Origin of the sequence: Proteus sp. G3927 (assembly GCF_963894685.1) — a bacterium.
In the GTDB taxonomy this organism is placed as follows: Bacteria; Pseudomonadota; Gammaproteobacteria; order Enterobacterales; family Enterobacteriaceae; genus Proteus; species Proteus mirabilis.
The window spans coordinates 180,784-202,249 of the sequence record NZ_CAWQGX010000024.1 but is presented as its reverse complement, the minus strand read 5'-3'; the positions used below and the strand labels follow the sequence as shown (position 1 = coordinate 202,249).

Below are 21,466 nucleotides of genomic sequence, written 5' to 3'. Positions count from 1 at the left end.
CACCCACAGCGTCTATAGTATGTGCATAGATTAGCTCAGGCTAAACAGCTTTAAACGCTTATATTTATCAAGGAGATAAGCATGTCTAACGCATTCACAGAATTAATGAAAAAACGTAGAACAATTTATCATTTAGGTAATCAACTGCCTATTAGCGAAGACAGAGTCGCCACTATTATCAAAGAAGCGGTTAAAGAAAGCCCTAGCGCATTTAACTCACAAACTTCTCGTGTTGTTGTTTTATTTGGTGAACAACATCAGAAACTATGGAATATCGTTAAAGATACTCTGAAAAAATTAGTCCCTGCGGATGCATTTAGCGCAACAGAAGCCAAAATTAATAGCTTTGCTGCCGGTGCAGGTTCCATCCTTTATTTTGAAGATACTGATATCGTTAAAGGGCTTCAAGAGCAGTTCCCACTGTATGCTGAAAACTTTCCTGTTTGGTCAGAGCAAGCCAGTGGTATGGCTCAGCTTTCTGTCTGGACTGCCCTTGCGGCTGAAAATGTAGGGGCATCACTGCAACACTACAATCCAATTATTGATGATGAGGTTCACGCAACTTGGGATATTCCTCGCCATTGGAAATTAAGAGCACAAATGGTCTTTGGCTCTATCGAACAAGAAGCAAGTGAGAAAAATTATATTGAAGATGACGCTCGTTTTAAAATCTTCAAATAATAGACTTTAATATAGACATCTGATCCAAATACCCTCTTTTTATTTTCATTCCTTGCCCACAGCCTCTGTGGGCTTTTTTTTGCCCTCGACAAATAATAAAGGGAGCAATAAAAATTTTCATGAGAGCCTATATGTAATAAATACAGTTCCAGCTTATTGGCAACCCATGAGTAAAAAAACATAAAAAAGAGCAAAGTGCGTAATGAATACAAAGGTAGGGATGGACCCTTTGTGTTCAACACTTTGCTCTCTTTATTTAGTTACGCACCTCTCGTAAGAGGTGCTATTTTCACAAGGCGTATGAAAATATGTTATTTACGAGTAATGTTGTTCGCTTTTGGTTGAGCAATAGGTGACTGCTCAGCAAAGTATTTCACTACTGCATCAACATCTGGCACGCTGTAAACCGGATCTTTACCTTCTTTCAGTACAGAGAAGTTACTACCGCCTGTTGCTAAGTATTCATTTGCAACTACACGGTAATTCGCTTTCATATCCACAGGCTTACCATCAATACGCATTGATTCAACAATCACACGTTGTCCAACAGGTGCTTTGCTGTCCCATGTATATTGGAAATTACCCGATACCGCTAATACTTGTGGACGTGAACGATCCCACTGTTGCTCTAATAAGCGTTTGATCTGCTCACCCGTTAATGTTTGTGTTAACAGTACATTAGAGAATGGTTGTACGGTATAAATAGCGTTATAAGAAACATCACCACCCGTCATATCAGCACGAATACCGCCACTGTTCATTAAGGCGATTTGTGCGCCACCCATATCTTTTGGTTTTGCCGTATATAAATGGGCATCAGCAATAACTTGACCTAGACCCGATTCGCCTGCATCGTTAGTTTGCTTGGTTAAGTTACCTTCTAGTTTACCAATAATACGGTTCGCTAATGGTGTAGCAATTTTCTCGTAAGCTTCTAACAGTTTAGTGACAGCAGGATCTTTTTCATATTTGCGGTTATCAACCCAAATATTACGCGCTTCTACATCAACAACATCTTTCGTTGTTTTATCTAATTTCAGGTCGATACGCGTTAACATTGCGCCATTAGATTGTGCAGAAGTCACTGATCTACCGTTAATAGTACAGTTATAAGCTTGGTGAGTATGACCCGTTACAACAAAGTCAACCGCTGGATCTAATTGTTCAACCACACCAAGTACTTTACCTGTAATACCATTACATGCGTTGATATTTACTGGACCACCATCACGGCGCTGTGCAGCACCTTCGTGGATCAGAACACCAATCGCCTGTACACCTTGAGCTTGTAACTTAGGCACTAAAGCGTTGATTGTTTTTGCTTCATTGTGGAAGCTTAAACCTTCAGTTCCTTTTGGTGTCACGATAGCCGCAGTACCTTCTAAAGTTAAACCAATAAAGGCAACCGGAATACCATTGAACTCTTTAATCACATATTCAGGGAATAACGTTTTACCTGTTTCGTTAACAGTCACGTTAGCCGCTAAATATTGGAAATCAGCACCTTTAAATTCAGTAGGACCTTGACAACCTGTAACTGGATGGCAACCACCGTTTTGCTTACGCAGTAACTCACCCATACCTTTATCAAATTCGTGGTTACCCACTGAAGTTGCTTCTAAACCTGCTAATGACAGCGCTTCAATAGTTGGCTCATCATGGAACATTGAAGATAACAGTGGGCTAGCACCAACCATATCACCGGCAGCTACCACAATATTATTTGGGTTATCTTTTTTCAGCTCTTTGACCAGCGTAGCCATATGCTCAATACCACCAGGCTTGTTTGGACCTGGTGCTTTTAATGCACCATGGAAGTCATTGAGTGCAATCACACGGACATCAACGACGTTCGCTTCGTCATAATTTTTAGCACAACCTGCTAATAAGACGGAGCTTACTGCAAGGGCTACGAGTTTATATTTATGGTTCATTTAAGTTTTATCCCTAGATCAATATTCACGTTTCGGACAATCAATCACTTCGAAATCTTTGCTATAACAAATATAGAATTCATCTCGATTAATTTGAATTTCTTTATCCTTCAATGATGGATTATTTTCTTTTAAGAACTTAATCAATTCACTATTTGAAGGGCGGCCTTCTGGTAACACTAATGCGTCAAATAACGCTTGTTGCTGACCAAAGAATGCTTCTGGCGTATCAAAGGCACAAACGCCATGTTTTTCCCATTCACCTTGCAATAAGTCAATACCCGGTGATGAACATAAGTAAGGTTTAATCGCTGAGTATTCTAATGGTGGTAAATCCCCTTTACATAAACGAGGATGCTTGCGTATGTCTTTCCAGTCACGGCATTCATCCCATGATTTACCATCGCAGGTTTCAGCCCATAGCCCATGAACAATCCAGCCAAATTTATTATCTGAGAAACACTGGATTTCAAATTTATCGAATTCGCGTTTAGCACGCTCTTTTTCGTTATCGTTATTTAAACGCTTAATATTATTTTTTTTATAATCACAAAAAGCCGGTGAGTAATTAATGGCTAATTTAAAGTAATCTGTTGATGCTTTACTATTTTGACCATAACGATCATTTGTCGCAATATAGTCATAATTGGCAGTAGGTGCATCAGGTAAAATACAAGATACGCCTTCAACTAATTTTGCTTGCGGTTTTAATGGTTGTTTAACTTCAGGTGCTTGTGTCACACAACCCGCTAAAATAACAGCTAAAATAGCAGGTAATAGCTTTATAAAGCGCATAAAATCCCCTTAAAGAGCAATAACTGCACTCTTTCACGCCAAAACATGAGAACGACCTGCCCGAATGGACAGGTCTATAAGATTATTTCTTCTCAGTTAGGTCGATTTTGTAAATTGCAAAACCGATATCGTCATTTTCCACAAAGGTCATTGGATACTGAGCAAAATCTTTAATAAAGTTAGCGGCTTTTTCACTTGGTGAAGTTTCAAAGCGAACATCTAATTGTTTATCTGTCTTAATCGGTAAGAAAGACCAATTATTCGCAGCTTTTGTTGCAACTTCGCCATTTTCTTTCGTTTGCTTAGCAATATAAGAAGCTAAAATTGCACGGTTTTCATCTGGTGATGCAAAGGCGATATTGCTTTCACCTGTACCCGCAAATTTACCACCGTATCCACGATAGTTATTGGTTGCAATTAAGAAAGTTGCTTTAGGATCGATAGGTTTGCCTTGGTAAGTGACATTTTTGATACGGTTTGCATCTTTATTGACAACTTGGCAATCAACGTCATATTTAGCAGGCTGAGTTAAATCAACTTTATACTCTACGCCACTGATAGTGTCGAAGTTATAAGTACGGAAACCATCCCAGTTGATTAAGTATTGTGGTTTGGTTGAGTTAGGATCAACTTGGTTCCACATACCCGCTGAACATTCTAACCACTCAACAACATCTGCACCGGTTGCTTTTACAACCACTAATGTATTTGGATACAGATATAAGTCTGCTGCGTTACGGAATGTTAAGTCACCCTTTTCTACTTCAACGAAGTCTGCAGGTGCATTTTTACGTCCGCCGGCTTTAAATGGTGCTGCTGCACCTAATACTGGCAGGCCGTCTAAGTTCGGATCACCTTGAATAAAGTGTTTAGTATAATCAACCTGTGCATCGTTAACGATTTGTACCGTTGGATCACTTTGTACTAAAGCTAAGAAGCTATACATATTAGCTGACGCTTTACCAATATGTTTTCCGACGAAATCACGAGTACCTTGGTGTGCTTTTTCAATGATTTGCGCTAACTCGGCATCACGTTCAACTAATGCTTTTTTGTTTGCTTTATCAAAGATAGGACGCGCTTCACCTGTTGCTTGGGTCATCACCCATTTGCCGCTGTCGTTATTGATAACCATATCGACAACACCTAAGTGATCACCCCATTGGCCTGGCATTACTGCTGGAACACCATTTACAGTGCCTTTAGCAACATCAACACCTTTAATGCCTTCAAATTCTTTACTTGGGAATACGCCGTGAGCATGACCAAACATAATAGCGTTAATGCCATCAACTTCACTCAGATAATAGACTGAGTTTTCAGCCATAGCTTTATAAGGTTCAGAAGAGAAACCAGAGTGAGGGATAGCCACAATCAGATCCGCACCCTCTTTTTTCATTTGAGGAACGAATTTTTTCGCTGTTTCTGTAATATCATTGACAACGACTTTTCCATCCAGATTGGCTTTATCCCAGATTAAAATCTGTGGTGGTACAAAGCCGATATAACCAATCTTGATAGTGTGCTCTTTGCCATCACGATCTTTTACTGGTGTATCAACAATGATATAAGGTGTGAAATAGTTTTTGCCTGTTTTCGCATCCATGATATTGGCATTGATATATGGGAATTCAGCGCCCGCAATGGCTTTTTTCAGGTAATCTAAACCATAGTTAAATTCATGATTACCAAAGTTACCTACGGTATACCCCATGGTATTCATTAACTGGTGCGCAGGATGAGCTTCCCCTTTCTCTAAGCCTTTAGCTGCTTGATAGTCAGCCAGTGGACTACCTTGGATCAAGTCACCGTTATCCACTAAAATCGCATTGGTTGCTTCAGCTTTCGCGGCTTTAATTAAATTTGCCGTACGAACATAACCAAACTGTTCTGTTGGTTTGTCTTTGAAGTAGTCAAAGTCGATTAAGTTACTGTGAACATCCGAAGTCTCCATAATACGGAGATCGACTGTCGCAGCATTCACATTGAATGCGACCAACATTGCTAATGTTGAGATTTTCAACACATTCTTAACCATTACACACCCCTTATATATTGGTTAACAGGAGAGCACAGTTGCTCTCCTTTTATTACTTCTGTCAAACAATACTTGCTTTGATGAAACTAGAAGTACAGACGCATACCAGTTTCAAAGATATATTGTTTTTTATCTTCATAAGCTGGGTTTTCGCTACGAGCATCATCATATGCCATTTCAGCGAATAAACGTAAGTTGTTGTATTTAGATACCGCAAAACGTTTATCTACACCCACAGTATAGGTTTCTTTTTTGTAGTTGAAAGTGTTAGCATCGCCATCACGCAGGTAATAACCCGCATACATACCACTTTCGATACGATCCCAGTGCCATTTCACACCAACACCATATAAATTCGCTTTCCAATCGCCTTTAACTGAGTTCCATTTATAGTCTTTCTCAGTTGCACCTTCTCTTAAGGTTAAGCCAGTATTTTTACCGCGAGATTGACCATAGTCGATACCGATAGAGAATTCGCGACCAGGGAAGAAGTATTCAGCACCGAATGCTAAGATACTATTTTCTGGTTTTTTATTACCAACAACACTATCTGGGTATAGATTAGGCTCACCTACAGCTGCTGAGTAACCCGCATCAAACTCTAAACCGAAAGTTGATTTATAGAAACCAACGACAGAATAGGCATGACGGATATCACCGGTTCTGCGATCGCCATTTTTTCCATCACCATCATTATCTTTACCATCTTTACCCGTTAAAGTTGCCGCTAATTTAAAGCCTTCATAACGGTTTGTTTCAATAAAGATAGTTTGTGGTAAACGGGTCATAAAGTTGTTTTTACCAACCCCTTTACTTGAATAACCTACTGCACGGCCTAATACATCACTAAAGTAAAATACCCCTGTATTACCATAGCCGTAGCTTGATTTTTTTACCCAGTCAATTGGGATATAAGTACGACCAAATTGGATTTGTCCATAATCACGATGAGAAAAACCGACATAGCCTACGCGGTTGTACAGATCAAAGTTTGTTTTCTCATTATCACTGTTGGTTTTTTGAGTATCTGAACCCCACTCTAACTTACCAAACACTTTGATATCGTTAGTCAGTTCATGGGAACCAAAGAAACCGATACGGCTACCATCATCACGCATACGCATTTCATGATCTTTACTTGTCACTTGCGTTTTTAAACGGAACTGACCGTTAACATCAAAACGTGTACCTTTATCGTTGTACACATTTACTGCGTTTGCAGATCCCGACAGAACCAATAAACCTACCAGCGCTGCTAAAGGCTTTAAGCTTTTCATGATTAAAATACCCATCTATTTTCTATAGTTTTATGATTTTCTTTCTAAGGTTAAAAATAATACCGCCGTCTATGATTAACCCTGATTTCAGTTCAAAGAGCCGCCGCCACGGATCTCAAACAAGAAAATCGCTTTTACAACCGTTCATTTTTATAACTGCTATTATTACTCTACTTAATTTTCTTACAGGCTTTAATTTCCTTGACACAGAGATATTCACCAATAAGACACAAAAATAATGTCCTCATTACTATTTAAATAAGGGCATTGCTTTTATTTCTATCCACAAATCGAGTAGAGCATTGAATTTTCGCTGGCATGTTACTCAAAAAAAAGCCTAACTTTCGTGATATAGCCCACAATTACATCAAAGTATATTTTCATGGTTACATACCTGAGTGATGAGCTTCACAATTAAGCTTAAAGATACGTATTTTTTGAACTTAATCAACTTTTTCAAAATACCATTTTTTAATTTTTCTTTTATATTTCATTTTGTTACATAGCTAATGTTTTTGCTAATAAAAAAATTTACCTTGCTATTTAATATATTTAAAAGGACGTATTATTTTTAACCACTAAATAAATAACCCTAAAGATTTAAATATTATTATCTCAATTCTATAATTTTCTATTTTTATATTTACTTGTTATTTAAATAAGCTTAAAAATAAATTTAACTACAATTTAACTCGCAGTAATGAATGACCTACACACTTTATAAGGATAATTAACTAAAAATATCAACCAAGATAGGACAAGAGTAAGGTTTAATTACAATCTCTAATCAATGTTTGTTTATGAACGACGGATTCTATTAATCATAACTAAAGCTAAACTATAACCATAGTTAACATAAAAAGGCTATTTATGCGTTTTTGTCAATTTTCCGCAAAAAAATATTTATATTTGTGATTTAGATCACCATCGTTACCATGAAAAACAACCTGTCACTTTTTCTTAAAACTGTGATAAAAATCACATCCAATCGTCAAGATAAATTTTCTTTTGTAAATTAATGCAGAGATAAATCTGAAAGTGTTGCAAAGAAAGCGTTCAAAAATAGGATAAAAACCCAACTACGTGATAATTATCACATTACGACAATCCTTGAGATTTAGATTATCTCTCCCGTAAAACGATAAGTTAATTAGCAACAAATAAGAATAAAACTCATTTTCATAAAGTAATTTTACTAATTATTCGATTCAGCTTGAACACTGTTTTTATACTGTGAGCCGATAATAAATTTCTTTTAAAGGATATTACCTTTTAGATACTGCTAACATTCAGTATCATATTGCTGTTAATCATGATTAAGGGGAATGTCAGATGCTGTGGTTTAAAAATATTTTGGTCTATCGCTTAAATAAAGAGATAGCGCTGTCAATGGATGAGTTAGAACAACAGCTGGCTTCATTAGCATTCACCCCTTGTAGTAGCCAAGATATGACCAAAACGGGTTGGGTTTCACCTATGGGTGATCGTGGCGAAGCACTTATCCATGTTGCAGGTAAACAAGTCATGATGTGCGCACGGAAAGAAGATAAGATCCTCCCCGCCACCGTCATTAAGCAAGCGCTACAAGATAAAGTTGAAAAGTTAGAGGGTGAACAAGGTCGTAAATTAAAGAAAACCGAAAAAGCGACATTAAAAGATGAAGTTGTCCACACGTTACTTCCTCGCGCATTTAGCAAATTCTCACAAACCTTTATTTGGTTAGATTTAGATAAACAATTAGTGATTGTTGATTCAGGTAGTGCAAAACGTGCCGAAGATAATTTAGCCTTATTGCGTAAAACATTAGGTTCGCTACCCGTGGTTCCACTCAATTTTAATGAGTCTGTCGAATCAAAAATGACACAATGGGTTCGTTCCGGTGAACTCCCTGCTGGTTTTACATTAATGGATGAAGCCGAGCTTAAAGCGGTATTAGAAGAAGGTGGCGTGATACGTTGTAAGAAACAAGAGCTTGTCTCTGATGAAATTGCCACTCATATTGAAGCCGGTAAGTTTGTCACCAAGCTTTCTCTTGATTGGGAAGATCGCCTGCAATTCATGCTTTGTGATGATGGCTCTATCAAGCGCATTAAATTTAGTGATACCTTGCGTGAGCAAAACGATGATATTGATAAAGCCGATTTTGCCCAGCGTTTTGATGCCGATTTTGTCTTAATGACAGGTGAACTAAGCGCGCTAATTGAAAGGGTTATCGAAGTACTTGGTGGTGAAGCCGAGTAATTTTATCACCCGATATCATAGTACAAAAAAACAGCCTATCTCACGCTATGATCAGGCTGTTTTTTTATCAATTATTCCGCCGCTATTTTTGAATTAAATAGCGTATTGTCGGCCCATCTTGCTGAATATCTAATACGGTATAACCGTAGTTTTTCGCATCTAAGGGAATATTATTAATAGACTGAGGACAATCGCTTACCACTTCAAGGATCTCACCTTTTTTCAGTGACGGCATCGCTTCTAATGTTGCCACCGCAGGATAAGGACAAGGCTCACCGACCATATCAAGACGATAATCTGGCACTATGGTTTTTTTCTCGTTCATGCGATTTCCTTATTAATTTGTGTTGAAAGCGCTTGCGCTTGTTGCGCTCTTTTGCGGAAGAAATGTTTTTCCCACCAAAGTAGTAATATAAAAGAGAGACCAAGTAGCAGGTAGGTGATGGCTAATCCACCAACTGGACCAAAGGTATCTAATAGGTTGATTTTATCGTAGTCGGTAGCCAGTACCGCAGAAAAATCATCCCAATAGTACGCCAGTATTGTTGAACCAATCACGTTACCTAAACCTACCCACCAAAAGTGGATCTGCCCTTCAACTGCACGATACATCCAGCCTGTTTCACAACCACCAGCAAGCACGATACCAAAACCAAACAACAAACCACCAATAACTGCATTAGGACCGGCCCACATAATTTTCGGTGCAGCACCTAATTGTACATAGCTAAAAATACCCACCGCACTTACCGCCATACCGATAATAATCGCTTTCGCCATATGCGTTCTACCGGTTATCCATAAGTCACGAAATGCGGAAGTAAAACAGATTTGCGCACGTTCAATTAAGATCCCAAAGCCAATTCCCCCCAGCATAGCAAAGCCGAGTTTGGGTGAATCAAATAGAATAATTAATGACCATGCGATCATGGCAAAAAAGATAACCATCCCCAATCGAAAGCGACGTTTTGCACGTTGTTTATCTTGCGTAATAGGTGATGCTTTACTGACTTTTTGCAGTTTTACCGGTATACGAAATAGTGGCATTAATGAAAGTTTGGCACCAAAATAAGAGCCAATAGCAGTAGCAACAGCAAAGAACCAAGCATGCAATGAAAATTGAGGAATACCGGTAAAGAATGCCGCGAGGTTACACCCCATGGCTAAACGTGCACCAAATCCGGCAATAATACCGCCCAAAACGGCCTGAAGAATACGCACTTTATGTTGAGGATGACGAAGTTTGACATTATTGGCCCAAAGTGCTGCCATAATACAACCACCAAACATCCCAATAATCATTACCCCATCAATACGAGTGAGTGGTGTCCCTTCAAGACCAATGATTTTAAAGTAACCCCATTCTTCTGGATGCGCACCAAACCATTGCATCACATGACCGCCCCAGCGAGTAAACTCACCAGTAACTGCCCAGAAAGTGCCGGTTAAACCAAAGTAGTAAGTAGATAAGATACCTGCTGCAATAACCGCCGGAAGAGGCTTCCAGAAACGGATCAGGTATTGAGATTTAAATTCTGACCAAGACATGTTTTTCCCTAGAACTTACCCCCACGAGAGACCCTCTCCACGCAGTAGGATTGGTCGAACATGTTACTCCAAAAATATTTTTATCAAAGGATCAGAATTAAGATAAATGACAGAAGTTTGCGTTATAACAAACTTCTGTAACAGAGAAATAACTTATGAGTATTTAAAAGATCAGTTGAGTGATTTGATTTAATTAACAAATACGGGGTAATGGCTCGTTATAAGGGAGATCTAAAATACGACTTGTGCCAAAAATTCCCGTTAAACGAATATAACGCTCTTCAGTTACTTCACCAATGGTACAAGCATCTTGGCCTAAAGTATGTTGATGTAAAGCCTCAAGAACTTGTTTTTCTGCTTGCGGTGACACGACTAATACAATTTTACCTTCGTTAGCAAAATTGAGTGCTTCCAGCCCTAATAATTCACACACACCACGTACAGACTGTTTCATTGGCAGTTTGTTTTCATATACATTCATGCCACAGCCACAGGCTTGAGAAAACTCATGTAAAATAGCGGTCACGCCACCACGAGTTGCATCACGTAATGCACGAATACCGTCAATTTGACGTAAAGGCGCAATCATTGGTTCAAGCACGGCACAGTCACTTTGCAGATCAGCTTCCAATCCTAAATTTTCACGTAAATTTAAGATAGTGGCACCATGATCGCCTATTGTACCGCTGACGATGATCTTATCACCAGCTTTAATGTGACTCGCTGCCCAATCAATTTTACTTGGGATCACCCCAATACCCGCAGTATTAATGAAGATCTTATCCGCAGCACCACGAGGAACCACTTTGGTATCCCCCGTTACAATCTGAATACCTGCTTGTTGTGCGGCTTTTGCCATCGCCATCACCAATGTTTCTAGCGTTTCAAAAGCAAGTCCCTCTTCTAAAATAAAACCACAAGAGAGATAGCGAGGTACAGCTCCACCTACAGAAAGATCGTTCGCGGTTCCGCAAACAGATAATTTACCAATATTTCCACCTGGGAAAATGATCGGATCAATCACATAACTGTCGGTACTAAATGCCAGACGATCGCCCTGTGCTGTGAGATCGGCTAATGCAATACGAGCCTGATCTTCTTTTTCATTCAATAATGGATTATCGAATGCTTTCAAAAATAGCCCTTCGATAAGTTGTTGCATACCTTGCCCACCATTTCCTTGAGCTAAGGTGATTTCATCAGGTTGTTTCATATATTACCTTCACGGCGATACTGATAATAAGCCGCACATGCACCTTCTGATGACACCATTAAGGCACCTAATGCCGTTTCTGGTGTACAACTTTTACCAAATAATGGGCAATCAGAAGGTTTGCATCGTCCGGTTAATACATCGCCACAGCGTGATTGTGGATTATCAGCCACTTGTTGTGGTGCTGGTGTAAAACGTCGTTCAGCGTCAAACTCAGCGTAAGCAGGTGTTAGTTGAATACCAGACATAGGGATCTCCCCAAGTCCACGCCATTCACTGCTCTCTTTTAGCATAAAAACATCTTTCAATGCTTTTTGCGCAAGTTTATTGCCTTCATTAGGGACAATACGGCTATATTGATTTTCAATACTTAAAACATAATCTGCATTCTCAGCTTTTGCTTTAAGCTGTTTTACTACCATCAGTATAGCTTGTAATAAATCCAACGGTTCAAACCCTGTCACCACAAAGGGTTTTTCAAATTCATCACATAAAGGTTGATAAGGCGTGCAGCCAATCACCATACTGACATGACCGGGGGCAATAAAACCATCAATACGTACATCTTCTTGCTCTAATAAGCAACGTAAAGTCGGTACGATAGTAATGTGCTGACAAAATAGCGAAAAATTTTTCAGTCCACGTAATTTCGCTTGTTGCAGCGTCATCGCCGTACTTGGCATGGTAGTTTCAAAACCTAAGCCAAAAAATACCACTTGTTTATCAGGGTTATCTTGCGCAATTTTTAATGAATCAAGCGGTGAGTAAACAATACGGATATCACTACCGCGACGACGAGCATCAAGCATTGAACCATGACGACCGGGCACCCGCATCGCATCACCGAAAGTACAGAAAATGACTTCTGGACGGGCTGCAATTTCTAAGCAAGCATCAATGCGCCCCATAGGTAACACACATACCGGGCAACCGGGACCATGAACAAACTCAATCTCTTGTGGTAATAAGCGGTCGAGACCAAATTTAAAAATGGCATGCGTATGTCCGCCACACACTTCCATAATCTGTAATGGGCGAGTGATGGGATGAGGCCATTGTGAAATAGTTTCACGTATTTGAGCTAATAATGCTTTGGCCAATTCGGGATCACGAAATTCATCAACGTATTGCATCATCAGCCTCTTCAAGGGTAACACCATATACATGTTGTAATGCATCCAGAGTATCTTGAGCTTCTTGTTCATCAAGAATACTCATGGCAAATCCAACATGAATAAGCACCCACTTATCTAATAACTCTGACGGGTCACCCTCACAAACCATAGAGATATTGACGGCACGTTTTACGCCACTGACTTCAGCATAAGCGAGTTGGTGGACATCATCGCCCACCTCAACTATCTTGGCAGGAACACCTAAGCACATAAACGGCTCTCCAACCAAGCTAACCACTCTTCCATACCTTCGCCAGTTGTCGCAGATAATGCGATGATCTCAATATTAGGATTGACGCGACGCGCTGATTCAATACACGCTTGCACATCGATATTAAGATGTGGCACTAAATCAATTTTATTGATAATCATCAGATCTGCAGCGGCAAACATATGTGGATATTTTAATGGTTTATCTTCCCCTTCCGTTACCGAAAGGATAGCCACTTTATGTTTTTCACCCAGATCAAAACTAGCAGGGCAAACCAGATTGCCAACATTTTCAATAAAGAGAATACTGTTGTCTTTTAAACCTAATTGATGGGTAGCATCATGCACCATTTGTGCATCAAGGTGACAACCTTTACCCGTATTGACTTGAATAGCAGCAACCCCGGTTTCACGAATTCGATCAGCATCATTCGTCGTTTGCTGATCACCTTCAATCACCGCACAAGGTACACGTTGCGTTAGCTGTTTTAACGTTTGAGTTAGCAACGTTGTTTTACCGGAGCCGGGACTTGAAACTAAATTCAGCGCCAATACATTTTGCTGGGCAAAATGTTCACGATTATGAACGGCAATTCGATTATTTTTATCCAGTACATCCATCTCAATTTTTAACATTCGTTTTTGGCTAATTCCGGGAGCATGAGTACCAGCTTCCCCTTGCCCATAATGCATGTTGTCATTATCAATAACTGGACTAAATTGTTCTTCGTGTTCATGGCTATGTTCATGTTCATGGCTATGAGTATGTTCATGAGAATGTGCATGATGATCGTCATTCCCATGATGATGCTCATGGAACACTTGGGCTTCATTTTGCTGTGCATCATGATAAAAATGGAGATGAACATCGCCACTATTATGGTAATGGTGATGATGAATAATGATAGGCTGACCATGAGTTTCGTAATTGTGCTTATGCTTTTGCTCAGACTTATCAATATATTTATGAACAGTATTCGCTGGAGTAGCATTGTGTTCATGATGATGATCATGCCCATGATGATGGTGATGACCGTGATGGTGATGGCCATGGTCGTGATGATCATGGTCGTGAGAGTGATGGTGGTGATCGTGTGAATGAGGCGCTACGCCTTCAATGCTGACATTACCTTCACCACAACCGCAAGTGCTACACATATTCTGACTCCTGACTATTCAATAAGAAGAATTTGACTCGGTGTCGCGTAAACGTTCTACATTATGATCTTAACTGACCACGAAAAAGGGAACGCCGACTTAAATCAACTTCTGTGACGGATTGTGTCTGAACAGGAAGAGAAAGAGCCATTTTTGCACTGTTTTCTGCTAACTCAACCGCTTGCTCACCTTGTAAATGGCGATCAAGTGGCGACATTAATGAACAAGCCAGATATTGAGCACCATTAGCAAGTTCACCAACGACAAATTTAACCTGACCACAAGGAAGCGCTAAGGCGATACGCTCACCAATTTTACGTCTTGGCCACTCTTGTGATGGCCCGGGCAACACAATAAGCTCTAGCATCCAAGGCGTTAAAATTGTTCCAATCCATTGCTTTTCAAATAAAGTAAATCCCCCTGCTTTTACGGGAATATTTTCTCTATAAAAAGGCAATGCTTGCATCTCTTTTTTGGCAATCTCTCGAAAACTGCTTTCAAGTAATTCAATAGGTGGTTCATCGTATCCCGTGATATCCCAATTTAATTCACTCATGCTGTTACCTCTTTAGGGGTTACGGTGATCCCATGTTCACGCAAAATATTAACCACTTGTTCAAGTGCTATTTCCATCGATTGCTGACCAATATCTGACAATGACATACTTGGCGCTAATGAAGCAGGTTCAATACCCACTAAAATCAGTTTGCGAGGAAATTCATCGGTCATACGTAAAGCCATTAATACATCCGATAGCCCGAGTTGATGCGGTGAAATTTTCTGGGTAAATAATGCAGGTACATCATCATCATGTAATACAAAGATACTGCCCGGCTCGTGCTGGCTTCTTACTGCATCAGCAACAATCAATAAATCTCTTGCAGCAATATCTTGCAAAATTTCCATGCCTGATGTGCCACCATCAATAACATCGACGTTCTCCGGTAAAGAGAAGCGCTCTTCGAGCGCTTCTACGATACGAACACCAATGCCTTCATCGCTTAGTAATAAATTACCAATACCTAAGACAAGTGTACGCATTACAATACCTTCACCTTACTTAATTCTTTACCTGTTAAATCAACCATATGCACAGCACAAGCCATACATGGGTCGAAAGAGTGAATGGTTCTTACCACTTCCAGAGGTTTGTTAGGATCAGCCACCGGCGTTCCCACTAGTGATAACTCATAAGGACCCGGTTCATCATTAAAGTTACGAGGACCCGCATTCCATGTTGAAGGAACAACCGCCTGATAGTTTGTGATTTTGCCATCTTTAAAGACTATCCAGTGAGATAGCATACCGCGCGAAGCCTCTTCGAAACCGACGCCACGATACTCTTTACCCGGCTCAAACTCAGGTTTAATAAAGGAAGCAGTATCTCCACGGCCAATATTATCAACCAGTGATTGCCATAAGAAGTTAAGCGAATCTTGTAATACACAAGCATGAACAGTACGACCAATAATGCGTCCCCAAGTTGACTCTAACTGCTCTGTCACCAGGGTTTGACCGGTTAATTTGGTGTAGATCTGATTAACTTCGTTATAGTGTTTTACTGTGCCTTCATGTTTACCCGCTAAACCACACACTAACCATGCTAAAGTACCTACTTCTACAGGTTTGCCGTAAAATGTGGGTGACTTAACCCATGAGTATTTATTATTTTCATCCCAACCGGTGTATTTAGGACGAGTTAAACCTTCCCATGGTTTTAATGGTTCATCATCTTCATACCATGCGTGTTTACCACTCTCTTCAATGCCGTCTTTCAGGTTTTGATCTTTCCAATCTTTAATTGGACGATAAGTAGAAAAATCAACGCCTTCCATATAGCCACCTGAGAGTAAAAACTCAGTATTATTGCCATTAATAGGCAATTCAGGCACAGATAAGTAGTAATTAGCCCCTTTACCGATTTTTAACCACTCTGGATAATAAGCAGCAAAAATAGCAGTATCCACTTTATAAACTTGTTCAATAAAATCACCCAAGTTATCAATAAAGTGTTTTACATACATTAAACGTTCTAAATTGAGAACATTCGGTGCATCAAGGTTAATTGGGTTAGCAACACCGCCCACCGCTAAGTTTTGAATATGCGGTGTTTTACCCCCTAACACGGCAACAATGCGGTTTGCATCGCGCTGGCATTCCAATGCTTGTAGATAGTGGGCTACCGCAATCAAGTTCACTTCAGGAGGTAATTTCATGGCTGAGTGACCCCAGTAACCATTAGCGAAAATACCTAACTGACCGCTATCAACCAAATCTTGAATTTTCTTCTGCACTTTTCTGAACTCTTCAGCAGAGTTCAATTGCCATTGAGAAACCCCTTTAAGCATCGCTGAGGCTTTTTCAGGATCTGCCTGTAATGCTGCCGTAATATCAACCCAATCCATCGCAGACAACTGATAGAAATGGACGATATGGTCATGAATAATGTGAGAAGCCAGAATTAAGTTACGGATATACTGAGCATTAACCGGAATATCCATCCCTAAGGCATCTTCTACAGCACGTACTGAGGCTATTGCGTGAACCGTTGTACAAACACCACAAATGCGTTGCACAATAATCCATGCATCACGAGGATCGCTTCCTTTTAGGATCTCCTCCATTCCACGCCACATGGTACCGGAAGACCAAGCTTTAACGACTTTTCCGTTATCGATTTCACAGTCGACGCGTAAATGCCCTTCAATACGGGTAATAGGATCAATAGTAATGCGTTGGCTCATGATTTAACCTCAGCCTTTTTTAATTGTATATTTGACTCTGTTTGTGCTGGTAGTACCGGCAGTAAACGGATAATAAGAATGTAAGCAGTAACTTCGAATGCAACGAAGCCAATAGAAATCAACAACTCACTTGCAGTTGGGAAATAGTGATAGCCGTTGCCTGGGTTATAAGCGACTAATGAATAGTTCATACGCCACATTGCCGCACCCACTAACATAAATAATGCGCAGACAAATAACATTCTTGGGCTACGACGATTATTTTTCAGGTGCATCAATACCAGAGGAATAAACAACAAGGCACTTTCTGCAAGGAATAACCAAGAGAACATATCCCCTTTAGCGATATAACTCAGCTTACCGTTCCAGATCACTTCACCCCAACGTAATACCAAGAAGGTGATCAGAAGTACTTCTATGATTTTAGTTAACTTGGTAAATAGCGGTGTTTCATCGTCATTAATAGTACGGCTCGCTTTTAATAAAGAACCTTCAAAAATAACGATAGTGAAACCGAGGATAAAGGCGGTTAATAAAGAGAACAGCGGTAGCATTTCATAAGATTGCCACAGAGGATGCACCTTCCAACCTGCCGAAATCATTAATGATCCCATGGAGGATTGGTGCATGGTTGGCAATAAGGCGCCTAGACCAATAATAAAGAACATCGCTTTATTAAGGCGTCTTAACGAAACTTTCCAACCTAAACGTTCCAGTAGTGCAGGTAAAAACTCTAATGCCATCACCATAATGTAGATGGTCATACAAGTTGCTGTTTCAAACAACACGGAGTTAACGTTAAAGTATTGAGGCATAAAGAAGTGAGGCATGTTCCAGTAACGACCAATATCGATTGCAATGGATAATCCACCTAACGAATAGCCGAACAAGCTCGCTAATAATGCAGGACGTACTAAGGGATGAAATTCACCTTTATTACAAACATAAACAGCCCATGCCAGTGCCCAACCACCACACGCAAAGCCTGTTCCGATAAGTAAGTCAAAGGCTATCCAAATCCCCCAAGGATAACCGCCATTTAGATCGGAAACATCCCCAAGACCCAATACCAAACGCTTACCAATAAGAATAAAACCAAGCACAGCAAGCGGTAAAAACACTCTAACAGCTAAAGTAAATAACTTACCGCCAAGTGGACGAGGATCATGACTCGACATCGTTATCCTCCTTATGGTGTTCCTGCTCTTGTTTTTTACTATTACGGTTAACCAAATAAGTAATGCCCGCAAGCGCTGCTATTGGTAAAACCATACCTTTATACAGCGTATGTTGAATATGTTCAGAACGCGCACCCGTTGATAATGGAGCCACTTCTGGCATACCTAGGTTTTCAAAAGGCACCGCGGAAAGTACCATCACCTGCGTACCACCACCTTCAAACTCACCATAGATATGATCTTGATATTCTGGGATCTTATGTAGATAAGTATCGCCACCATTAATGGTTTGGCGTGGATAGTGATATTCTTCACCCGCTTTTTTCGCTAACCGGCGTTTTGCTTCTTCAAGCAACTCTTCACGAGTACCAAAAATCACAGCACCTGTTGGACAAACCTCAACACAGCCGGGTAATAAGCCTTTATCTAAGCGCTCTACCCCTTTTTGGTTACATAGTTCACATTTATAAAGCTTACCGAAGGGATCATCATAATCGTATTTAGGAATGTTATAAGGACAACCCACCATACAGTAACGACAACCTGTACAGATATCTGCATGATAATGCACAATACCGGTTTTCGGATCTTTGGTTAACGCTGAAACAGGACACACAGAAACACAGTTAGCATCAACGCAATGCATACATTGTTTCTTAATAAAGGCATAACCGTTTTCCAGTTGATCTTTATTTTCACCTGTTCCATCACGCCAAATTTGAATAATGTTATTTGTGTAAGGACTTAGTTTGTCATTGTTTGACCAGATCGGATCACCATTAGCATAAGTATCACCACGCTCCATGGGTTCCGGATGATTAATTTCCTGACATTTTGTCACACATGCTTGACAGCCTACACAGAGTGTAGAGTCATAGAGCATACCGAGAGCCCCAGGAATTGGAGGACGGTTCTGCGCCGCAGCATGACTCGCAGTGGGTGCCATTCCCGCAAGGAGAACCCCACCTGATGCCAGCTTAAAGAAATGACGCCTATTCACCGTTTATCCTCCTGTGAGGCTCCTGTGGTATTTTTGTCACGGCCTAATTGACGCACAGCCATCACACTTACCCCAGCAACAGCACCAACAACTGCACCTAATAAGCCTGCTGCACCATAAGAAACACCACCACCTTCTTTGGCGTTAACATCGGGTACTTGTGCTTTTGGTGTTGGCTGATAAACATTCGCAAGTTGGAAAATACCTTTCGTAAACCCGACACCCTCTTCATTACAGCCATAGCAAGGGTGACCAATACCAACAGGCCAAATTCCTCCACCAATATCGCAAAATTCTAATGTTGGGCAGTTACCGTAAGTTTCAGGTCCTTTACAACCTAAATGGTATAAACACCAGCCTTGGCGGTGTCCTTCATCACCAAATTCTTTAGCAAAACGACCCGCATCAAAATGAGGACGGCGTTCACAGTTTTCATGTATTAGACGCTCATATGCAAATAGCGGTCTGTTTTTGCTATCTAACTTAGGTAATGAATTAAAGGTAATAATATGTGCAACTGTAGCTAAGAAGTTATGTGGGTTTGGTGGACACCCTGGAATATTGATAACTGTTTTACCCGGTAAAATAGCTTCCAGTGATTTAGCGCCAGTAGGGTTACCTCCAGAAGCTGGCACACCACCCCATGCAGAACAAGAACCGATAGCAATAATTGCCGCCGCACCTTCAGCGGCTTCTTTGATATGCTCAAGAATAGGTTTGCCTGCCACCATACAGTAAATACCGCCATCTTTGTCAGGGATAGAACCGTCGACAACAAGGACGTATTTACCTTTGTATTTATCCATCGCATTATGTTTGTTTTCTTCTGCTTGATAACCAAAAGCGGAAGAGAGCACTTCGTGATATTCAAGTGCGATAACATCCAGAACAAGGTTTTCAAGTGTTGGGTGAGTCGCACGTAATAAAGATTCCGTACAACCTGTACACTCTTGAGCACCAATCCAAATAACAGGTGGACGTTCAGGTGATGTCATTGCTTGTGACATTTGCGCGGCTGCTTTGCCGCTTAATCCCATGGTAGCTGATAACGCTGCGCACAATTTCATAAAATCGCGTCGGTTAATACCATGTTGGGAAAAAACATTATTCCCCAAGGCCATATATCTCTCCTGATATGATGATTTTTAATTGGAATAATTTTAAAACACCGCCTTTTTAACACTCCGACACAATAATGACTTGATCATTATCAAGCGATAATTCATTAAAAAATAAATTATTCTTTTATGCGAGAAAAAACGTTTCAGCTATTTAATGTTTAAGATGTATTTTTAATATATATGGTCAATTTAAAATTAATTATTCTTTATATAGTAATGATAAAATAAGTAGTAATAATTCTTATTATCAAAAAATAAGCTAATTAAAAATAATACAAATCATTTAAAATCAAATAGATACAGAAAACACAAAAAACAATCAATTTATAAGACAATATATTTAAAATAATACAAAAATAATAATTTATTATTTCTAATTTTCAACCCACATTATTAGAAATAACTTAATATATTTTTTTAATTATAAATATGATGGTTATTTTCATATTATCAACCTTTGTATTACATTATATAAATTGTTAAAAACTGGATTTTATAAATAATAAATAATTACATTAATATCTCTAATTTCATTACTAGATTGATTAATCAACAAAGTTATCTTCATCACGATCTTTATTGATGACTTTATCGTAATTAATACTTAAATAGTCTATATTTTAACCAGCAATCAACCTGTTTTTCTCATAATTTTTCATATAGTTATAAGTATATTCGTTTTTGGAATAACAATTTAGTGTCGTAAAAACGACTTGTTAGATAAGTAATCCATTATAACAACCGGTAGTTATCTCCCAGAAATACTCCACAATAGCTAATTAATATTATTTTGAAATTATTACTAATGGTTATTTTATAACATTGCGATTTTGCTAGTTGGATAACGCCAACTCAATTTTGATGTTAAATATTGGTAGCAAATTGATGCTTGATACTGACGAAGACAAAGTAATAATGTGTTTTTGGCACAATAGCAGAAAAATGTGCCACAAAATCTAAAAACGCCTCGCAAAGAGTGTTAACAATTTGTTGGTGTAGCAGGACTTGCATAGATAGAAAGAAAACAACCGATGATATAAGCGGGCTCTAGACAAGATGAAACACACATTTGCTGCGTAATAAAACAAAAAGCCATAGTACCGCGAAGTACTATGGCTTTTAAATTTATTAAAATAATAAAAATGCTATGTGT

The 21,466-nt window shown here is 39.5% G+C and carries 18 protein-coding genes; 2 read left to right on the top strand and 16 right to left on the bottom strand.

Going from position 1 to position 21,466, the window contains the following annotated elements; genetic code table 11:
- Positions 1–81 precede the first annotated feature (81 nt).
- Positions 82–681: a nitroreductase family protein gene (locus tag AACV00_RS08300; protein ID WP_004245165.1), complete on the top strand. Its 600-nt coding sequence runs from the start codon at positions 82–84 to the stop codon at positions 679–681.
- A gap of 311 nt (positions 682–992) precedes the next feature.
- On the opposite strand, the gene AACV00_RS08295 is transcribed toward AACV00_RS08300, so the two are convergent.
- From AACV00_RS08295 to AACV00_RS08280, 4 genes are all read right to left on the bottom strand, one after another.
- The gene (locus AACV00_RS08295; protein ID WP_004245168.1) at positions 993–2,615 is read right to left on the bottom strand and encodes a bifunctional metallophosphatase/5'-nucleotidase; all 1,623 of its coding nucleotides are present in this window, start codon (positions 2,613–2,615) and stop codon (positions 993–995) included.
- An 18-nt stretch (positions 2,616–2,633) separates the two neighbouring features.
- A complete protein-coding gene (locus tag AACV00_RS08290; protein ID WP_004245169.1) occupies positions 2,634–3,410 on the bottom strand; it encodes a ribonuclease T2 family protein in 777 nt (258 codons plus the stop codon).
- Between the two features lie 82 nt (positions 3,411–3,492).
- Positions 3,493–5,448, bottom strand: a complete 1,956-nt coding sequence (locus tag AACV00_RS08285; RefSeq protein WP_004248998.1) for a bifunctional 2',3'-cyclic-nucleotide 2'-phosphodiesterase/3'-nucleotidase — start codon at positions 5,446–5,448, stop codon at positions 3,493–3,495.
- 86 nt (positions 5,449–5,534) lie between these two features.
- Positions 5,535–6,725, bottom strand: coding sequence for a porin (locus AACV00_RS08280; RefSeq protein WP_223231988.1), 1,191 nt, complete (start codon positions 6,723–6,725; stop codon positions 5,535–5,537).
- Positions 6,726–8,057: 1,332 nt separating this feature from the next.
- On the opposite strand from AACV00_RS08280, the gene rdgC reads away from it, so the two are divergent.
- Entirely contained in the window at positions 8,058–8,966 is a 909-nt protein-coding gene (gene rdgC / locus AACV00_RS08275) for a recombination-associated protein RdgC (RefSeq protein WP_004245172.1), read from the top strand.
- Positions 8,967–9,048: 82 nt separating this feature from the next.
- Here the strand turns inward: rdgC and yedF are convergent, their stop codons facing one another.
- From yedF to hybO, 12 genes are all read right to left on the bottom strand, one after another.
- Entirely contained in the window at positions 9,049–9,291 is a 243-nt protein-coding gene (gene yedF, locus AACV00_RS08270; protein WP_004245173.1) for a sulfurtransferase-like selenium metabolism protein YedF, read from the bottom strand.
- On the bottom strand, positions 9,288–10,514 hold the full coding sequence (gene yedE / locus AACV00_RS08265; RefSeq protein ID WP_004245174.1) for a selenium metabolism membrane protein YedE/FdhT: 1,227 nt from the start codon (positions 10,512–10,514) through the stop codon (positions 9,288–9,290). Before yedE ends, yedF begins: the two co-directional genes overlap by 4 nt.
- 193 nt (positions 10,515–10,707) lie before the next feature.
- Positions 10,708–11,727 carry a hydrogenase expression/formation protein HypE gene (hypE, locus tag AACV00_RS08260; protein ID WP_004245176.1) on the bottom strand — a complete coding sequence of 340 codons (1,020 nt, stop codon included), beginning with the start codon at positions 11,725–11,727 and terminating at the stop codon, positions 10,708–10,710.
- Positions 11,724–12,860: a hydrogenase formation protein HypD gene (gene hypD, locus AACV00_RS08255; protein WP_004248992.1), complete on the bottom strand. Its 1,137-nt coding sequence runs from the start codon at positions 12,858–12,860 to the stop codon at positions 11,724–11,726. The genes hypE and hypD overlap by 4 nt, the downstream gene beginning before the upstream one ends.
- Complete coding sequence (gene hybG / locus AACV00_RS08250) at positions 12,847–13,113, bottom strand: hydrogenase maturation factor HybG (RefSeq protein ID WP_004245178.1); 267 nt, start codon at positions 13,111–13,113, stop codon at positions 12,847–12,849. The genes hypD and hybG overlap by 14 nt, the downstream gene beginning before the upstream one ends.
- Entirely contained in the window at positions 13,104–14,270 is a 1,167-nt protein-coding gene (gene hypB, locus AACV00_RS08245; RefSeq protein WP_017827379.1) for a hydrogenase nickel incorporation protein HypB, read from the bottom strand. Before hypB ends, hybG begins: the two co-directional genes overlap by 10 nt.
- A 61-nt stretch (positions 14,271–14,331) precedes the next feature.
- A complete protein-coding gene (hybE, locus tag AACV00_RS08240) occupies positions 14,332–14,826 on the bottom strand; it encodes a hydrogenase-2 assembly chaperone (RefSeq protein ID WP_004245180.1) in 495 nt (164 codons plus the stop codon).
- Complete coding sequence (locus AACV00_RS08235; protein WP_004245181.1) at positions 14,823–15,311, bottom strand: HyaD/HybD family hydrogenase maturation endopeptidase; 489 nt, start codon at positions 15,309–15,311, stop codon at positions 14,823–14,825. Before AACV00_RS08235 ends, hybE begins: the two co-directional genes overlap by 4 nt.
- Positions 15,311–17,014: a hydrogenase 2 large subunit gene (gene hybC, locus AACV00_RS08230; RefSeq protein WP_004248989.1), complete on the bottom strand. Its 1,704-nt coding sequence runs from the start codon at positions 17,012–17,014 to the stop codon at positions 15,311–15,313. The genes AACV00_RS08235 and hybC overlap by 1 nt, the downstream gene beginning before the upstream one ends.
- Positions 17,011–18,192 carry a Ni/Fe-hydrogenase cytochrome b subunit gene (hybB, locus tag AACV00_RS08225; RefSeq protein WP_004245183.1) on the bottom strand — a complete coding sequence of 394 codons (1,182 nt, stop codon included), beginning with the start codon at positions 18,190–18,192 and terminating at the stop codon, positions 17,011–17,013. Before hybB ends, hybC begins: the two co-directional genes overlap by 4 nt.
- A complete protein-coding gene (gene hybA, locus AACV00_RS08220; RefSeq protein WP_004245184.1) occupies positions 18,179–19,192 on the bottom strand; it encodes a hydrogenase 2 operon protein HybA in 1,014 nt (337 codons plus the stop codon). Before hybA ends, hybB begins: the two co-directional genes overlap by 14 nt.
- On the bottom strand, positions 19,189–20,313 hold the full coding sequence (gene hybO / locus AACV00_RS08215) for a hydrogenase 2 small subunit (RefSeq protein ID WP_161679936.1): 1,125 nt from the start codon (positions 20,311–20,313) through the stop codon (positions 19,189–19,191). The genes hybA and hybO overlap by 4 nt, the downstream gene beginning before the upstream one ends.
- Positions 20,314–21,466 lie beyond the last annotated feature (1,153 nt).